The sequence below is a fragment of the Vibrio sp. THAF64 genome (assembly GCF_009363455.1).
GTDB classification, from domain to species: domain Bacteria; phylum Pseudomonadota; class Gammaproteobacteria; order Enterobacterales; family Vibrionaceae; genus Vibrio; species Vibrio coralliilyticus.
This window is the reverse complement of record NZ_CP045356.1, coordinates 1,371,615-1,388,096: the sequence shown is the minus strand read 5'-3', so window position 1 is coordinate 1,388,096 and position 16,482 is coordinate 1,371,615. Positions and strand designations below refer to the sequence as shown.

Genomic DNA, 16,482 nt, shown 5'->3' with positions numbered 1-16,482 from the left:
GTTTTTTCCAATCTCTCGTGATAGTACGAGACCAGACACTTCTGCTTACTGTAACTCATCTTGCTTCTCTCTCTGTATCCTGTGTTGACCTGATTATTATTCCTCTATAATAGGAACAGAAAAACCGAGAGATTTATTCTATATATTTCCCTATTAGTTCCCCAATTGGGTTTAATCAATCAAATGACGCCCAAAATAGGTAAAATAGGGAAATTAAAAATTAGCATTGTGCTTGTTTTTTCGATCTGAGGGACCGATGTCAGACTTAAACTTACTGCGTTACTATTCCCGACTAGAACCACTAGGTGTTGGCGAAGAAATCAAAACGTCTCTGCCGCAGGTGGCTGAACTCTTGTTTACCAGCCCTCGTCATGCGAGAAATTTGCTCAACCAGATGCAGCAACTTGAATGGTTGGAATGGTCACCTAAGGTAGGCAGGAACCAACGTTCCGGTTTGCTGCTCAACCTTCCGCTGGATGAACTGAAATCTCAGCTGGCTGCCAAACGTATTCTGGAAGGGAAGTACGAGAAAGCACTGAGCATTCTCGATGATGATGAAACTGCATTTGGCCGCTTGCTACAAAGCACATCGGGTGCATCACTCAGAGAGGGATTACTTCATATTCAGTTGACCTATAAACGTCCTTTTGAACGCTTAGTGCCTCATCAATTGCAGCGTTCCAGTGAGCGATACTTACTGCGCCAGATTTATTGCTGCTTGGTAAGCAGTGACTCCGAAGGCAATTTAGAACCTCAACTCGCACATCATTGGCAATACGATGAGACTCACTATCAATGGACGTTTTATCTCAGGCCTGCCCTCACATTTCACAATGGCGCAGCGATAGACGCAGACAGTATTGTCAGCCTGTTTGCCAAACTCTCCACTCTAGCCAACTATCAGAGTGAACTCTCTCATCTAGTCAGCGTGACGTCTCCGATGGCGAACAAGGTCGTGTTCCAGCTTTCAGAACCCGACCAAGGTTTTGGCGGCCTTATCTCTGGCGTGAAGTATGCGATTCAACCAACCAGTCAAGTCAACAATGCCCACAGTTACGCGGTGACTGGTTCTGGCCCTTTTCAGGTAAGTGAACATTCACAAACTCGCCTTTGTCTGGAAGCCTTCGAGCGCTACTATGGCTGCCGCGCATTAACCGATCAAGTCACTATCTGGAAGCTTGATGAGAGTGAATTGGCCAACAAACAGATTCAGACTAACCAACCCGGCGCTCAGGAAAGCAGCGAGTGCAATTATTACCTCTCTCATGCGGTGGACGTGAAAGTACGCAATGATACTCAGCAATCTCGTATTGAAGATGGCTGTATGTTCATACTGTTCAACCAGATTGCCTCCACCACTCTTAATGATGCTCAGCGGCGCTACCTGTCTTCACATTTAAGCCCATCTCGTGTTTTTGAACAGCTCAAATCGAGTCAGACACTGTTTGGCTGCGAAATCGCGCAGAACATGCTGCCGATGTGGCATCCAGTCATTCGCCCAGAGGCGTCCAGTATAGAATTACCAAAGCAACTCGATATTGCCGTTTATGATTACACTGTGCTGAGAAATTGCGCGTTTGCTGTCAAAGCGATATTGGCGAAACTGGGCGTAAAAGTTGAGGTTAATACCTATTCTTATCGAGAGCTCAATGAGCTTGCCCAAAATCAACAGCTCAACGAGTCCATGATCATCACTAATATCAATCTGGATGATAACCGACACGCTTCCGCGTTCAACAGCCTGTATCACAACCCGGTTCTGCAAAGCTGCATTGGTGAAGAATCTAAACAATGGCTCACTCAATCACTCACAACACTTCGAACGCAAACTCCTTTAAATCAATACCTTGATGCTCTGGAACCGATCGCTTCAGCCCTGATTAATCAGTACTGGCTAACACCACTTTTCCATCATCGCCAGACACTGCGTTTCCACGGTGTACTCAAAGATGTAGAGCTGACCAATTGGGGTTGGCCTGACATAAGAAATGTTTGGTCGACGGATTAAACAAAATTCGTTTGTACTCTTATGTTTAGCACTCTAAGGGAATGTTTTAGAAAAACATTCCCTTTTGCTTTAAAAATCGACCTTTTGCAGCCAAAACCAATATCTCACTTCTAAAAACTAATAAAATAATAATTTGAACACTAAATAAATATTTATTACTCTGTGCTTGTATACTTCAGAAAGGATTTCGAAATGAAATACACAACTGCAGCGTTAGCCTTAATCGCCGCTAACGCAGCCTTTACCTCTCAAGCTGTTGCAAGTGAATGTGGCAAGGTGACCATCGCTGATATGAACTGGAACTCTGCCAGTCTGATCGCCAACATCGACCGCTTCATTTTGGAACACGGTTACGATTGTGAAGCCGAGTTAATTCCTGGTGATACCATGCCAACCGGCACATCTATGATTGAGAAAGGTCAACCAGATGTCGCTCCTGAGCTATGGAGTAACAGCCTGAAAGATGCACTCGATAAAGGTGTAGAGGAGAAGCGACTCCGCTATGCAGGGCGATCACTAGTTGATGGTGGTGAAGAAGGGTTTTGGGTTCCGTCCTATCTGGTCAAACAATATCCTGAAATGAAGACCATTGATGGTGTTATCAAGCACGCCAACTTGTTTGAACATCCTGAAGATCCAGAGAAATCTGCATTCTACAGCTGCCCAGCGGGTTGGAACTGTCAAATTAGTGCAGGTAACCTGTTTAAAGCACTAAAACTTGATAATTCAGGTTTCGTTATCGTCGATCCGGGCTCAAGTGCGGGCCTCTCAGGTGCAATTGCAAAAGCTTACGAGCGAGAAGAGCCATGGTTTGGTTACTACTGGGCTCCAACTGCTGTGTTAGGTAAATACGACATGGTCAAAGTCGATTTTGGCAGCGGCGTCGATGAAAAAGAATTCATCGCCTGTACCACGAATGCAGACTGTGAAGCGCCTAAAGCCACTATGTACCCACCATCACCTGTACACACAATTACAACTGAAGCATTCGCGACTCGAGCGCCAGATGCTTATCAATACTTTACCAAACGTGGTTTCACTAACGCTGATATGAACCAACTGCTTGCGTGGATGGAAGACAATCAAGCGGATGGTGAAGAAACCATGTACTACTTCTTAGAAGATTACCCACAAATCTGGACCAAGTGGGTTTCTCAAGACGTAGCAAACAAAGTAAAAAGCGCGCTTTAACAAACGTTAGGCGCGTATGAAGTACTCCAAAGCCAGCACTGTCTGGCTTTGGTTTTAAAAGGAATTAAATGATGTCTGCAGAAAACTGGTTTAACAGCTTTCCTGAAATGGAACGCTCTGATTTAAGAGCTATCCGAAAAAGCCTCGATGGCGCTTACCGAGAGTTCTCCCGAGAATACGGAGAATTTATTGAATCCCTCTTTGACCCACTACTCTCATTTCTCATCTGGTTTGAGAAGCTTCTTCTTTCGACGCCTTGGGTCATTGTACTTGCTATCTGTACTGGTCTCGTTTTTCTCGCCAGTCGCTCATGGAAACTGACTTTAGGCTGTTTTGTCTCTTTGATCTTCATCGGATACTTCGGTATGTGGGAAGACACCATGCGCACCCTAAGCATCATTACCGTCTGTACCATGCTCTCCATCGCACTCGGAATACCGATTGGTATTGCAATGGCGCGTTCTGACCGCATTCAATCCGCTGTGACTCCTATGTTGGATATCATGCAGACCATGCCTGCGTTCGTCTACTTGATACCTGTAGTGATGCTGCTGGGCATAGGTAAGATTCCGGGCCTGATTGCAGTTGTAATTTACGCTATTCCACCAGTCATTCGTCTAACCAACCTCGGTATCCGTCTGGTCGATAAAGAAGTGCTGGAAGCGGCCACCGCTTTTGGTGCCAGCGCCAAACAGAGACTATGGGGAGTCCAGCTTCCGCTTGCTATGCCAACCATCATGGCTGGAATTAACCAAACTATCATGATGTCTCTATCTATGGTGGTTATCGCGTCGATGATCGGTGTGAAAGGTTTGGGCCAGCCTGTACTTAAATCTATTACCAACCAATACTTTACTTTAGGTCTACTTAACGGATTTGCCATTGTAGCCTTAGCCATTTTGTTTGACCGAGCATCTCAAGCCTACGCAAAACGTACTCAAGCTCACTTAGGAGACATGAAGCATGACTAAACCTCTTATTGAAATTAGTGGCTTGTATAAAGTATTCGGGCGCAAACCTAAGTCTGTGATGGAACGTGTCAAAGCCGGTGAAAGCAAAGACAAAGTGCTTGCAGATACTGGTCACACGGTCGGCCTCAAAGATATCAACTTGCAGATCAACAAAGGTGAGATCTTCGTTATCATGGGCCTTTCTGGCTCAGGTAAATCGACATTAATACGTCACTTTAACCGCCTTATCGACCCAACAGAAGGACAAATTCTGGTCGAAGGCACAGACGTGATGCAGCTCAATCAGAAAGAACTGGAAGAGTTTCGTCGTCATAAAATGTCGATGGTTTTTCAGCGCTTCGGCTTGTTGCCACACAGAACAGTAGTGGAAAATGTTTCCTACGGCCTTGAAGTTCAAGGGGTTGAGAAAGCTCAAAGACAAAGCAAAGCCGAACAATGGTTGGAAACCGTTGGGTTGAAAGGGTATGAGAATCAATATCCAGCTCAACTGTCTGGCGGTCAGCAGCAACGAGTTGGTCTCGCACGGGCTCTATGTACGGATGCAGAAATCTTATTGATGGATGAAGCCTTTTCTGCACTCGATCCTTTGATCCGCAGCGAAATGCAAGATCAGCTGATTGAGTTACAAGAGAAACTTCACAAGACCATCGTATTCATCACTCACGATCTCGATGAAGCACTTCGTCTCGGTGATCGCATCGCCATTCTAAAAGACGGCTTATTGGTTCAGCAGGGTACACCTGACGAAATCCTACTTCACCCAGCCGATGAATACGTTGAAGCTTTCGTCAAAGACGTGAACCGCGCGCGAGCATTAACTGTAGAGACAGTGATGCAACCACCAGCGTATCGTATCTCAGCAACCAACATCCAAGAAGCGATCAAACAAATGAAAGGCATCAGGCAGGACTATGCTTACCATGTCACGGATGAGGGTTATCAAGGCGTTGTCACCAAAGAAAGCCTACTGGATGCAGCGAAAGACACTTCCAGTGAAGAGTTTAACGAAGGGATTTACGAAGAGGTCCCTTCCATTTCTCCAGATGCTGCTATCGAAGAAGTACTGATGGACAGCATCTCTTGTGATTACTCACTACCAGTTGTTGATGATGAAGGTAATTTGCAAGGCGAGTTGGAACGAAGTGCCGTTGCAGAGATTTTCTCAGATCAAGTGGAGGAAGATTCCCCAGCCCCAAAGTTGGATAAAGTCTCCTAGGCTCAACGAGAGCCAAGCTGGCTCTGCAAGCACGAAGCAAGAACCCCGTACTATTGTGGTATGGGGTTTTGTATGAATAGCCGCCCTTTCTAACACTCCTCCTTACCACAGCAAACTATCAATCCATCTCGGCTAACTTTTCGCCATTGCTTCAAACTTTGAACATAATCACGCAGTTGCATTTGAAATCAAAAAATTAGTCCGTATTGTGTATGGGAAAGTCAAAAATACTGTATGGATAAACAGGTGTTAGCCAATAAATTTCAAGTCCACTATTACTTCAACGACGATTCTCACTCGATAGATGCACTGGTGCGACACCAGTGCGAAGCTGAGATCATCGCCATACTTTTTGAAGTTGCCACCACAATTGATGAGAACATTCAGATAGAAAGCGAAGCACATCAGGAAGGCGGTCTGCGTGACATCTGGAAAGTCGCCAACGCGAACGCTGGTATCCTTTCCGTAATTGTTGGCATTGCCTCGCTGGCTATCCCCCTTCTTCCAAAATCAGACTCCGAGCTTGAACGTTTACAAAAAGAAGAACTGCGTTTGAGCATTGAGGAACGTAAGCTGAGAATTGAAAAGCTAAAAGCGGAAGTAAAGTCTGAACGTGTCAACCCAGAAACGGTGTCAAAGGTTGCTGAAGTTGTTAACGAAAATTATAAGGTCATCACCCGACGTTCCAACCTGTTTAAGTATCTTAGTGCATACCCTAAAGTCACCAAAATTGGCATCAATGGACTCACCAAATCCGGCTCTGATGCGATGCCCGAGTCACACATCAGCAGGGCCGTTTTCAAAAAATTTGTCTTACCTTCTCACCGGCTGCCAATTCAAACCATCGACGATGCAGTCATAGAAATAGTTTCGCCAGTATTAAGGCAGGGCAACTATAGATGGAAAGGCATCTGGCAAGGACAAAACATCAGCTTTACGATGAAAGATATCAGCTTCAAACAAGATGTTCTGAGCAAACAAATCAGCTTCCAACATGGCTCTTCTATCCGCTGCGTCATGAATATTCGCTCGAAGCTAGACCACATTGGTGAAATCGTGATCACCAGCTTTTCCGTGGAGACGGTTCTTGAACATGGTCATGGCGTAGGCTCTCATGAAACTCCGCAGGGTAGCGCCTATCATCATCGACGAAGTTTAGAGGCCGCTCAGGGCGATCTGTTTGAAACCTCTTAAGAGCTGAGATAACTCAGCCTTTACCCACCGAAGGCTTTTCTCTCCCAAAATGTGCTCTAGAAAATCAAACACATTTTCGTCTTCAATCACTGCTTAAGGCTACGTTAATCCCCATATTCACAGCGATTTGACCGCTATCTCCCAAAAACTGAACTGTATGTATACACATATTGAATTTATAAAATTAGAATCAAAACTATTCAGTCTAGTGGTAAGGAATAATAATGATTGAACACTTAGAGTCAGGTATCCGAGAATTGGTTGAAGGGTTCATCGCAGCCGGAAAGCCTTGTCCTTCTGAGCAACCCATTGAAGCGAGACGTGCTGGTTATCAATCAACAGTTGAGTTGGCAGGCAAAGGCCCTGAGATGGCGCAGGTGTATATCGATATCGTTGACGGGATTACGCTCAAAATTTTCAGACCCAGCAACGCTTCTCACTTGCCGATAACGATTTACTTTCACGGAGGTTGCTTTATCAGTGGAGGCTTTGACACCCATGAACAGCAGTTGCGTCAACTCGCGGCTGAATCTAACAATGTGGTGATCAGCGTTCAATACCGATTGGCGCCAGAGCACACTTATCCTGCCGCTCACGATGATGCCTACAATGCCGTTGTCGCAATCCGAAAAATTGGCTCGAAATATGGTGGTGATACCGAACGTATCTCCTTGGTAGGCGATAGTGCCGGCGGCCATCTCGCGTTAGTGACAGCAATGCGCCTTAAGCAAAGACAAGACTGGCTACCTGAGCGCCAGATTCTCATTTACCCAATGCTTGATCCGCACGGTTCATCGGCCAGTTACAAAGTTAATGCAACCGACTACATCATTACCGACAAAATGCTGCTGTCTGGCTTTGATATGTATCTTGGTGATAAAAGTCCAGAGCACATTGATGCAAACCCTGAACTCAACCCGCTGTTATGTGGTGACTTTCGAGGTTTACCTCCAACTTCTATTATCACAGCAGAATTTGATCCATTAAGAGACGAAGGTGAGCTGCTTTACCGTCAGCTGTTGAAGCATGGTGTAGAAGCGCATTGTGAACGATATTTAGGTGTCATACATGGTTTTTATCAACTTTCTGCTGTCAGTCAATCAGCAGTACGTTGTATTAGTCGTATTGCCGCCGAGCTGGCTAGCTCGACTCCAAGTACATTAACCAGAGGCCACTGACATGATTGAATTGGATTACCTGGTTCAAGTCACTAAGCTACCGAGCGATCTACAGAGTGCTTCTGGGGATGTGAATCACCATCTGTACGACACCTATGAAATTTATCAACGTGTCATCGATTCTAACTTGCTGTGGCGAGTCTGGTTAATTGACGAATACGATCAGGTGTGGCTTGAAGTTAATTTCATCAACTCTGACGGTGAGGCAGAGTTTCACACCATTATGATCGATGAAGGCACCTACCACAAAGTGGACTTTGATCGTTACCAAGCGCTAGATAAGCTTGAGTAGATGTACCGAAACCAGTAAATGATAAGAACAAAAACGCATCACCGACTGGGTGATGCGTTTTTATTTTTCCTTTGTTTACGAACGTTTAATGATATCGAGTACCCGGAAAGCCTTGATGCAACCCTGTCGATATCACTTCATAGCGATCAGCGCTGAAGTTAGGAAACGGATCGAATACGGCTCTCGGTAAACGAGGAAGCTGGACTAAATATCCCTTCGGAGCGGCCAGAAAGCCAACGTCAATGCCGATTTTCTTTAGCTCTGTTTCAAGCTTCGATAAATAAAACCCTCCACCAACGTTACATGACTGCACCTTTAGTACACCAACCTGTCGAAGACCCAACTCGAAAAGCTTTCTTGCCAATCCTGTCGGTGTCAGTGATGTTTCAATACCACTTTGATTCATACAAACTGGGCCATAAGGATTACCGTGAGCAACCACATCCAAACGATGATTGAACGTCAAAGATGACAGTTGATCGGATTGCGCGTGAGGGAACAAGTTATTGAGGTGGCGAGAGCTTACGTCACCGTCACTATACAAATTCCCTTGAGGGATACCATAGCGACTCTTAACGTTCTCTCCAAAATGTCGAAACAGTGACGCCGGCTCTCCTTTCCCAAGTAGTAGTACATGACGATATTCACCCGAGGAGACCCAATTGTTGAGGCTGGTAGCGGTTTGATTCAGCAACCACCCCGTGGCTCCGGCTCGGGTTACCTTATGCACGCCGAAAGAACCAGCTCCTTCAAACAAAGCATACTCGTTACTTGAAGGGAAGCGTCGAACTCGTTGCCAAGCTCCTTGTATATTCGCGACAAAATCAGCGCCTTCTGCAGCCCCTTCACCTAAGTAGTAATGCAACCCTGGCTCCACTTGTTGCCCAATGAGTGTTGAGTCAACGACCTTACTCACCTGTAAAGCGCCACTTTGTGTCATCTGTTCGCCCAATACCGCTGTTTCTTCTGTGGCAAGTTCAACAACTTCGCTCGTATAGACGGCATCAGCCACTCTCGCTCCATTAAACATCGTCCTTGAAAACAGTAGCCCTTGCGCGATTTCTCCCAACGCTAACTCGCCAACCACCTCAGGAGCAATTAGCGTCACTATCGTGATCGCAGCTAGCGAAGGAAAGCTCCAACGACTATGATGCGGTTGTTGTTTTATTTGACGAACATCGTTAACCAAAGCTTCGCCGACCATAGAGTAACCATATTTTGAGCCAGGTAGATTCTCAATATGTTGATACCAATCCTGTAGGTTTTCCCTATTTGCCTCTCTTAGCGATGGCCAGCGGGCCAAAAGTGTCGTTTGCAACATAGCTCCAACTCGAGCATAGGGATGTGAACCATTTTGATACTGCGAAAAGTCGTCATAGACAGGCTTCCAGTCAGTTGCCGATTGCTTAAGTTCAGCCAATAACACCTCTTCTAAGCGATCTTTGAATGCTCCTCCTCCTGAGAAACCTGAAATCAAAAATTGACGTATTGAGTCTGCATAACGACTACCCGTTTGCTGTGCTAGCTTTTGGAGCAGTTGAGATTCTCCATACTTTTCTAAACTTATGTTCAACGCTATCGAGTATATGGCCAAACCAGGAAGATCATTTTGATAATAACGTTGCAGATACAGTGCTTCATCTTCCGCTGAAGGGGAAGCAAGCTCTAGCTCTCGTGACAAGTTGTCCAGAAAAGTCTGCTTCATATACTCTGCTGGAAACAGCTCATAATGAGGCAAATCGTGAGCCTGTGACATAACGAATAACGTAGCTGACTCATTAATGATGGCGACATCTAATGAAGAGAGACCTTCTGTACTAAAATTTTGGTTGGCAGATTCCTTCAGCCGCGTAAAAAACAAGTCTGGCATATAGGTAATGCCGTGCTTCTTTTTCACCACATTGAGCGCGTCGACTGCACTGAGTGAATGCTCCTGAGATTGCCAGTCCACCCACTGACTGACCTTATCCCTCATCGCTTTATGATGTTCGTATTGATTGTACACAGAGGAAGTCGCGCTCGTGGGTAAACTTAGCCCAAGCGCTAAAATAGACAACAGTATTTTTTTCACAATTTTATATTCTGTAGTGTATTGAAAAAGGGCACAATCTGATGAGTAGTGCCCTAAATGAGGTAAGAACTTCAGTTCGTCATGAATCTAGGGATTAGCGATTGAAGTCGACTGGATTTGCCACTTCTAAACGAGTTAGAACATGATCAGGAAGGTTATTAAAGAAGGCATTAAGGTCAAGCTCAAACGGGCTGTTTGCTCCCGAGCGGCACATGATTAAATCGTCACCCATTATGGCCAGTTTAGGTGTAACTCCATCCCATATCAGCTTAGCGGTAAGGTTTAAATCACTGATATTAATGCCACAGTCGTAAGTTCTAGACCTCAGAACCCCATCTTCAACTGTGTAGCCGCCTAACAGAGCGATCGGGTGCTGAGATTTCGGAAAGACAATAGGTGCATCTGGAACTGAAGAAGAAGCTTCAGGAAAGGTAATGGTTTCAGTAGCTGAAACGCAGGTTGCAGCAAGTAGGGCCACTAAGCCAATGACGTTGTTAGTTTTCAATTTTAATTCTCCAAATATTTATAGCGGGAACAATCCCAATGAGAATGTATATCACTAACAAACAGCCATTCAATCCGCATAAAGCTACGATTACTGTAGGAAATAGCCGTTTTATCTTTTTATGCACTCAATGAATAAAAATAAATATAAAACAACATCTTAAATATACAAACTTCATATTAACCATCTCCTAGGCATACCTAAAAAAGCGTCACAAGACTAAGAACACTAAGAAGCCACCAAATTCAAGCCCCAAAAAAACAATTTTAATCAAATAGTTAAAGTAACAAATCCAACATTAAACAAGGGAGCAGCAATAGGCCAAAGCACCACATCTATGTATTAAAGTCAGCAAAAATTAAATGGTTGATATCTCACATCAAAAAAGGAAAATGTTTATACAATAGAGTCTTGATCAAGTTTTGTTCACCCAAAAACCCAAGGAATCGTTTTGATAGATACCGCAATCAACAAAGAGGGCTGTGAGATTCAATGGCCCGCTTTACTTAAGTTCGAAGGTGATAACGAACTCATTTTCCTCGCTTCACAAGATATGCTTTTTCGAGAATTAGAATCACTGATACTCGACACCAACGATTTGGTCATCGATTCTGGAGGGAGGTGTTTCCAACTGGAATCAGACTCTGAAAAAATCGGGTTAAACATGATGCCAAAAACATACGACTTGACCGAAATAACCGAACTAATTCAGGCACATGAATTCAGCAAAGCTCAAGTTTGTATTATAAAGATTCAATTTGATTCCATTCACACCGCGATCGATTCATTACGCGATCAATAAAAGATCAACATTTGTTCACGCCGGACGTTCGCGCTTACAATACGCTTCTCTCCTATAGCGGATTCGCTGCTCACACAAAAGGTCTCTATCATGTCTGAAATGTACACCAAACACGCTAAACAGTACGATGCTGTCGTCAAGGACAACATTTACAACGCCTTGCTAGAACGCCCTTCAACCATGGCGCTTCTCGATGACCTTTCAGGTGCTGATGTCGTTGACATGGGCTGCGGTTCAGGCGTGTATGCTGAGTGGTTTATCAGCCAATCGGTGAAGCAACTAACTTGTGTTGATGCGTCTAGCGATATGATCGATCTTGTTCAGGCCAAACTGGGCGATCAAGTCAGCGCTTACGTACAGGATATTGCGAAAGGCCTTCCTCAAGAGTCAAACAGTAGCGCCGATGTCATCGTCTGCCCTCTAGTGTTGCACTATATCGAAGATCTCACATCAGTCTTCGCGGATATGTATCGAGTCCTTAAACCCGGCGGCTACATCGTATTTTCAACCCATCACCCTTTTGCAGATTTTGAATGTTCAATCTCGGGCAATTACTTTGAACGCGAATACATCGAAGAAGAGTGGAACACGGTCGGTACGCCGGTCAAAGTGAGCTTCTATCGACGCTCTCTGATGGAAATAAGTGAGGCAATTAGTGCGTCTGGGTTAAAGATATCTCGTATTACCGAAGGTAACGTGGATGAAAAAGTGAAATCCGTTTGTGAAGCTACTTATCAGCGTTTGAAGAACAACCCTAATTTCATTTTCTTCCGTTGTGAAAAGCCAAGCGCAGACTAATCAAACAAAACCTGTTGGATAAACGATGATAACCGGACTCAACCACATCACTCTCGCTGTAAGTAACGTAGAACGTTCGTTGGACTTCTATACTCGTGTTCTTGGCTTCGAGGGAGAGGTCAAATGGGAGAAAGGTGCTTACCTCTCGATAGGGGAATTGTGGTTGTGCCTATCTCTAGACTCACCTTGCCCTAAAACCGATTACAGTCATATTGCATTTAATGTCGCTGAGGAAGACTTTACTACATTATGTGAACACCTAGAAAAGCACAAAGCTGAGCAATGGAAAAGTAACCAAAGTGAAGGTTCCTCTGTGTATATTCTCGATCCCGATAGGCATAAACTAGAGATTCACTGTGGAAGTTTGGAAAGTCGCTTACAAAGCTTAAAATCAAAACCTTACCATGGTTTAAAGTGGTTGAAACCCTAGTCTGATATTCGCACCTATGCTTAAATAGTGCACATGGTGGAGATGCAACTATGGAAGTAGTAACAGTATCCAAACTGACTTGCCCTAAATGCGGTTTTTCGAGTCTAGAATCTATGCCAGATAACGCCTGCGTTTACTTCTATGAATGTAAAAGCTGTGGCGAACTACTTAAGCCACTGGCAGGAGACTGCTGTGTATTTTGCTCTTATGGCACGATTCCCTGCCCACCCATTCAGATTTCAGGAAAATGCTGCCAGTAGCCTAGCGGCAAGCCATTAAAGGAAAGGCATAACTAAAGATGGAACAAACACTTATCATTGGTTTGGCTCAGGCTCCAGCCAAGCGAGGAGACATTGAAGCCAATTTGCACACTCACCTTATGTATGTGGAGCAATCTTCTCAACTTGGTGCAAATCTCGTCGTGTTTCCCGAACTGTCTTTAACAGGGTACGAGCTGGATCTAGCCGACGAACTTGCCTTTGATCTATCAACTCCTGCGATTAATACACTTTCGTCCGCAGCTACTGCGCATAATATTACGGTCATTGCGGGCTGTCCGCTTGCAGTGCCAGACTCAAAACCATATATTGCCGCGGTTATTTGCTTTCCAAACGGAGAGATCGAGTTCTACTCCAAACAGTATCTGCATGACGGTGAAGGCGCGTATTGCGCTGCAGGAAAAAACAATTACGTGCTCAACATTAATAATAAGTGTATTGCGCTTGCCGTATGTGCAGATTTTACTGAACCTGAGCACGCCCAAGGCGCAGCCGACAACAAAGCCGACCTTTATCTTGTTAGTGCTCTGATCTCACCAACTGGTTTCACCCCTGATGCTAATATTTTGTCTGGCATTGCTCGTAACCATGCGTTCCCAGTCCTCCTTTGCAATCACATATCGAAAACAGGTGGATGGGATACTTGCGGCAAGAACAGTGTTTGGAATGCTCAAGGGGAATTAGCAGGTACATCCGACAATGCTCAACAAGGCTTGCTTATTTGTACAATGAGTAAAAACCACCTTTCAGCACAGTTTCACTCTCTTCAGGAAAGCGGCTATTAGGCGCCAATTTTGACAAAGCGGTAACTTATTGATAGTTATTGACTTAAAACATTTTTACGTCCAACATCATCTGCTTAGCAAGGAGGCTAAATTGGTGACCATCCGCCCAATGACAATCGAAGATTACGACGCCGTAATCCGGTTGTGGCTTCAGACTGAAGGCATGTCCGTAAGAGATGCCGATTCTCGTGAGAACATTGCGCTCTACCTCGACAGAAACCCCAATTTAAGCTTCGTAGCAATCAGTGAAGGTAATATTATCGGCGCCGTCTTAGTTGGAACCGATGGCAGGAGGGGCTATCTGCAACACCTAGCAGTCTTGCCTCAGTTTCGTGGTCAGAGAATTGGCTATCAGTTAATAAGCCAATCCATTAACGCACTAGCCAAGATTGGTATTCCTAAAACTCACCTGTTTGTCTACGACGACAACCTCAATGCCCAAAAATTCTATGAGAAACTGGGGTGGTTCCCTAGAGATAACATCAGGATGTATTCGTATAATTCTTCTAGTAATTCCAACGTCTGAATAATCCGCTAGTCGAAAACCTTAGACTAGAACAAAGGCAGTTAACCCATGCCAACTGCCTCAAAACATGCTCTAGCTGAAAAGCCTGCCATAACGTTCAATCTTGGCATCTGAGCCAATTGAACGTAATGCGTCCCACAAAATTAGCTGATTCCCAGTGATAATGGTAACACCTAATGTTTCTTCAACCGCTTTAATAATGCCAACAGATCTTTGTCCGTTACCACCGACAAAAACAGTGTCAGCACCTGAGTCTAAAACAACGTCTTTTATCCAAGTGTAAAGTGCTTGAGGCGTAACATACTTTTGCCCACTTTGAATACCACAAGAACTATGATGAACGACATTGAATCCCGCTTTTTCAAAGTAACTCGCGCCTTGTGCGCTTAGGTCATAGTCAAACCACGCAGGGTTCACTACCGCTAGCTTTTGAGTTCCCAGTTTCTTAAGTGCACGCTCCGCAGAAAGACAAGTTGAAACAATCGGTATCTCTCTTGCTACTGGTTTAAGGCGTTCAATCAGCGCTCTTTCTCCATCCGGTCCATGTTTATAAGCTGAACTGGTAAAGGCTAAACCCACACAATCAATTGGTGACTGACAAACTGCCTCTACAGCCTCATCCAGATAAGGTGCCTGCACAAAAGATTCCACAGGAGCATGAGGAATTTTGTCATCCATCTCACCACCCGCTCTCATCGCTGAAAAAAAGATACGACTGCCGTGAACCGTTGCATGATCTCCTGCCATGGCGCCAATTTCGGCTTCTGGGCCAACATCAGCATGCGGTACCACAACACCAATTCGAGCCGTTCTGTTCCAGCCATCTGGCTCGAATAAATGTTCAATTGATTGTGTGTTCTGAACTTCCAGTTCCAGCTTACTCATTAAAATTTCCTTTTACTTTGCAATAGCTTGAATGGTTCAAGCGCATTTTCCGTTGATTGTTTACGAACCAGCATTCCCCAGTTTTCGGGGAACCCTGCCAATGCCGAGTATGAGTTGCGATAATCAAAACCATGACGTGCGGCTTCATCTCTATCAGCGACATAAACCACCTCACTAATACCAGCGAATAGTGCATTCAAGTAGCACATGGCACATGGTTCACCTGAGGCGAGCAGCGTTAAACCTCTGAGATGAGAAGACTTGGTATTTCGGCATGCATCACGAATCGCTTCCACCTCTGCATGCGCTGTAGGATCATGGTTTTCCAGTACTCTATTAACCCCTTTGCCAAGCACCTCTCCTTTTGAATTAACAACATAAGCCGTGAAAGGGATGCCGCCCTGATGCACATGATCGACTGAGTAATTCACCAGACCATCTAAAAGCGTATCCATATTTTCGATCTTGCTCTTACACATATTCACCTCGCATAGAATTAAAATCTGGGTGTAAGTGGGTATTTTCAGCACCACTTACACCTCAATCGATCATTGGTTTGAAGCTAATACTTGGTCAGAAGATTGAAGCTTTTCACTACTCGCCAACTTGAGCCATATAACACCAGCGATAATGACACTTAGCCAAAATGCTTGATACAGAGTCAGCGTTTGGTCAAAGACAATAGCGCCAAATACCGCAGCACCAATTGCCCCGATACCAGCCCAAACCGCATAACCAATACCAACATCGATTTCTTTAAGGGCCACACTGAGTGCATAAAGTGTCAGCAAAAAGAAAATGACGGCGGATACAGACCATTTTAAAACGGTGAATGCTTCACTTCCCGCCACACTCAATGCATAGCCGATTTCAAATACGCCTGCCAGCAGCAGCATTATCCAAGCCTGTTTTGTACTTGCTTTGTTCTGTTTAGTTGTTGCCATGTTATTAACCTCTTATTTTTTAATAATTTTTATGATTTATCGACGTAGTTTATGCAGCGCCACTCATTCTCAGACCAATCACTCCACCAATAACCAGAACAATGCCTGACAGCTTTTGTAAGCTCAGACGTTCACCAAAGAACAAAGCGCCTAAGATGACAATTCCGACACCAGCTGCAGAAGTCCAAATTGAATACCCCACCCCGACATCAAAACTGAGTAGAGCGAGGCTTAGGAAGAAAGTAGCTATCGCACCACTAATCAATGTCGCTGCGGTCCACTTTGGGTTAGTGAAGCCATTCGCATTGCCAGCAGAGATAGCCACTGCGATTTCAAATAGCACTGCCGTGCCGAGGTAAAGCCAACTGATCATATTAATATCTCCTAGTGTTTATGATTGTTGTGACT

At 44.7% G+C, this 16,482-nt stretch carries 19 protein-coding genes; 13 read left to right on the top strand and 6 right to left on the bottom strand.

Annotation, left to right across the window (positions count from 1 at the left end; translation table 11 throughout):
- Positions 1-256 precede the first annotated feature (256 nt).
- From FIU99_RS22750 to FIU99_RS22720, 7 genes are all read left to right on the top strand, one after another.
- Positions 257-2,008 carry an SgrR family transcriptional regulator gene (locus FIU99_RS22750; protein ID WP_006961617.1) on the top strand — a complete coding sequence of 584 codons (1,752 nt, stop codon included), beginning with the start codon at positions 257-259 and terminating at the stop codon, positions 2,006-2,008.
- Positions 2,009-2,200: 192 nt separating this feature from the next.
- Positions 2,201-3,199 carry an ABC transporter substrate-binding protein gene (locus FIU99_RS22745; protein WP_006961618.1) on the top strand — a complete coding sequence of 333 codons (999 nt, stop codon included), beginning with the start codon at positions 2,201-2,203 and terminating at the stop codon, positions 3,197-3,199.
- Between the two features lie 71 nt (positions 3,200-3,270).
- Positions 3,271-4,170: a proline/glycine betaine ABC transporter permease gene (locus FIU99_RS22740; protein WP_039952184.1), complete on the top strand. Its 900-nt coding sequence runs from the start codon at positions 3,271-3,273 to the stop codon at positions 4,168-4,170.
- A complete protein-coding gene (locus FIU99_RS22735) occupies positions 4,163-5,386 on the top strand; it encodes a glycine betaine/L-proline ABC transporter ATP-binding protein (protein WP_006961620.1) in 1,224 nt (407 codons plus the stop codon). The genes FIU99_RS22740 and FIU99_RS22735 overlap by 8 nt, the downstream gene beginning before the upstream one ends.
- A 246-nt stretch (positions 5,387-5,632) precedes the next feature.
- A complete protein-coding gene (locus tag FIU99_RS22730; RefSeq protein WP_236612189.1) occupies positions 5,633-6,580 on the top strand; it encodes a hypothetical protein in 948 nt (315 codons plus the stop codon).
- A 224-nt stretch (positions 6,581-6,804) separates the two neighbouring features.
- A complete protein-coding gene (locus FIU99_RS22725) occupies positions 6,805-7,758 on the top strand; it encodes an alpha/beta hydrolase (RefSeq protein WP_006961622.1) in 954 nt (317 codons plus the stop codon).
- Between the two features lies 1 nt (position 7,759).
- Entirely contained in the window at positions 7,760-8,050 is a 291-nt protein-coding gene (locus FIU99_RS22720) for a hypothetical protein (protein WP_006961623.1), read from the top strand.
- A gap of 85 nt (positions 8,051-8,135) precedes the next feature.
- Here FIU99_RS22720 and FIU99_RS22715 read toward each other — a convergent pair whose 3' ends face one another.
- Both FIU99_RS22715 and FIU99_RS22710 read right to left on the bottom strand, forming a co-directional pair.
- On the bottom strand, positions 8,136-10,121 hold the full coding sequence (locus FIU99_RS22715) for a hypothetical protein (protein ID WP_006961624.1): 1,986 nt from the start codon (positions 10,119-10,121) through the stop codon (positions 8,136-8,138).
- Between the two features lie 94 nt (positions 10,122-10,215).
- Positions 10,216-10,626 carry a hypothetical protein gene (locus tag FIU99_RS22710; protein ID WP_006961625.1) on the bottom strand — a complete coding sequence of 137 codons (411 nt, stop codon included), beginning with the start codon at positions 10,624-10,626 and terminating at the stop codon, positions 10,216-10,218.
- A gap of 451 nt (positions 10,627-11,077) precedes the next feature.
- Here FIU99_RS22710 and FIU99_RS22705 point away from each other — a divergent pair, with 451 nt between their 5' ends.
- The 6 genes from FIU99_RS22705 to FIU99_RS22680 all read left to right on the top strand — a co-directional run bounded on the left by FIU99_RS22705 (position 11,078) and on the right by FIU99_RS22680 (position 14,245).
- The gene (locus tag FIU99_RS22705) at positions 11,078-11,428 is read left to right on the top strand and encodes a DUF4144 family protein (protein ID WP_006961626.1); all 351 of its coding nucleotides are present in this window, start codon (positions 11,078-11,080) and stop codon (positions 11,426-11,428) included.
- 90 nt (positions 11,429-11,518) lie between these two features.
- The gene (locus FIU99_RS22700) at positions 11,519-12,226 is read left to right on the top strand and encodes a class I SAM-dependent methyltransferase (RefSeq protein ID WP_006961627.1); all 708 of its coding nucleotides are present in this window, start codon (positions 11,519-11,521) and stop codon (positions 12,224-12,226) included.
- A gap of 25 nt (positions 12,227-12,251) precedes the next feature.
- Positions 12,252-12,656, top strand: coding sequence for a fosfomycin resistance glutathione transferase (fos, locus tag FIU99_RS22695; RefSeq protein ID WP_039952185.1), 405 nt, complete (start codon positions 12,252-12,254; stop codon positions 12,654-12,656).
- Positions 12,657-12,706: 50 nt separating this feature from the next.
- A complete protein-coding gene (locus tag FIU99_RS27570; RefSeq protein WP_080555946.1) occupies positions 12,707-12,916 on the top strand; it encodes a GDCCVxC domain-containing (seleno)protein in 210 nt (69 codons plus the stop codon).
- A 38-nt stretch (positions 12,917-12,954) separates the two neighbouring features.
- Complete coding sequence (locus FIU99_RS22685) at positions 12,955-13,719, top strand: carbon-nitrogen hydrolase family protein (RefSeq protein ID WP_006961629.1); 765 nt, start codon at positions 12,955-12,957, stop codon at positions 13,717-13,719.
- Positions 13,720-13,810: 91 nt separating this feature from the next.
- Positions 13,811-14,245, top strand: coding sequence for a GNAT family N-acetyltransferase (locus FIU99_RS22680; RefSeq protein WP_039952186.1), 435 nt, complete (start codon positions 13,811-13,813; stop codon positions 14,243-14,245).
- A 72-nt stretch (positions 14,246-14,317) separates the two neighbouring features.
- On the opposite strand, the gene FIU99_RS22675 is transcribed toward FIU99_RS22680, so the two are convergent.
- From FIU99_RS22675 to FIU99_RS22660, 4 genes are all read right to left on the bottom strand, one after another.
- On the bottom strand, positions 14,318-15,130 hold the full coding sequence (locus FIU99_RS22675) for a maleate cis-trans isomerase (protein WP_006961630.1): 813 nt from the start codon (positions 15,128-15,130) through the stop codon (positions 14,318-14,320).
- Positions 15,130-15,609 carry a nucleoside deaminase gene (locus tag FIU99_RS22670; RefSeq protein ID WP_006961631.1) on the bottom strand — a complete coding sequence of 160 codons (480 nt, stop codon included), beginning with the start codon at positions 15,607-15,609 and terminating at the stop codon, positions 15,130-15,132. The genes FIU99_RS22675 and FIU99_RS22670 overlap by 1 nt, the downstream gene beginning before the upstream one ends.
- Positions 15,610-15,678: 69 nt before the next feature.
- Positions 15,679-16,074, bottom strand: coding sequence for a multidrug efflux SMR transporter (locus tag FIU99_RS22665; RefSeq protein WP_006961632.1), 396 nt, complete (start codon positions 16,072-16,074; stop codon positions 15,679-15,681).
- A 49-nt stretch (positions 16,075-16,123) separates the two neighbouring features.
- Positions 16,124-16,444 (bottom strand): multidrug efflux SMR transporter, encoded by a 321-nt coding sequence (locus FIU99_RS22660; RefSeq protein ID WP_029236175.1) that lies wholly within the window; start codon positions 16,442-16,444, stop codon positions 16,124-16,126.
- Positions 16,445-16,482 lie beyond the last annotated feature (38 nt).

What these genes read in the sequence shown, in the direction of transcription:
- FIU99_RS22750 (WP_006961617.1), top strand. Translation starts at nt 257, where the DNA reads ATGTCAGACTTAAACTTACTGCGTTACTATTCCCGACTAGAACCACTA.
- FIU99_RS22745 (WP_006961618.1), top strand. Translation starts at nt 2,201, where the DNA reads ATGAAATACACAACTGCAGCGTTAGCCTTAATCGCCGCTAACGCAGCC.
- FIU99_RS22740 (WP_039952184.1), top strand. Translation starts at nt 3,271, where the DNA reads ATGTCTGCAGAAAACTGGTTTAACAGCTTTCCTGAAATGGAACGCTCT.
- FIU99_RS22735 (WP_006961620.1), top strand. Translation starts at nt 4,163, where the DNA reads ATGACTAAACCTCTTATTGAAATTAGTGGCTTGTATAAAGTATTCGGG.
- FIU99_RS22725 (WP_006961622.1), top strand. Translation starts at nt 6,805, where the DNA reads ATGATTGAACACTTAGAGTCAGGTATCCGAGAATTGGTTGAAGGGTTC.
- FIU99_RS22720 (WP_006961623.1), top strand. Translation starts at nt 7,760, where the DNA reads ATGATTGAATTGGATTACCTGGTTCAAGTCACTAAGCTACCGAGCGAT.
- FIU99_RS22700 (WP_006961627.1), top strand. Translation starts at nt 11,519, where the DNA reads ATGTCTGAAATGTACACCAAACACGCTAAACAGTACGATGCTGTCGTC.
- fos (WP_039952185.1), top strand. Translation starts at nt 12,252, where the DNA reads ATGATAACCGGACTCAACCACATCACTCTCGCTGTAAGTAACGTAGAA.
- FIU99_RS27570 (WP_080555946.1), top strand. Translation starts at nt 12,707, where the DNA reads ATGGAAGTAGTAACAGTATCCAAACTGACTTGCCCTAAATGCGGTTTT.
- FIU99_RS22685 (WP_006961629.1), top strand. Translation starts at nt 12,955, where the DNA reads ATGGAACAAACACTTATCATTGGTTTGGCTCAGGCTCCAGCCAAGCGA.
- FIU99_RS22675 (WP_006961630.1), bottom strand. Translation starts at nt 15,130, where the DNA reads ATGAGTAAGCTGGAACTGGAAGTTCAGAACACACAATCAATTGAACAT.
- FIU99_RS22670 (WP_006961631.1), bottom strand. Translation starts at nt 15,609, where the DNA reads ATGTGTAAGAGCAAGATCGAAAATATGGATACGCTTTTAGATGGTCTG.
- FIU99_RS22665 (WP_006961632.1), bottom strand. Translation starts at nt 16,074, where the DNA reads ATGGCAACAACTAAACAGAACAAAGCAAGTACAAAACAGGCTTGGATA.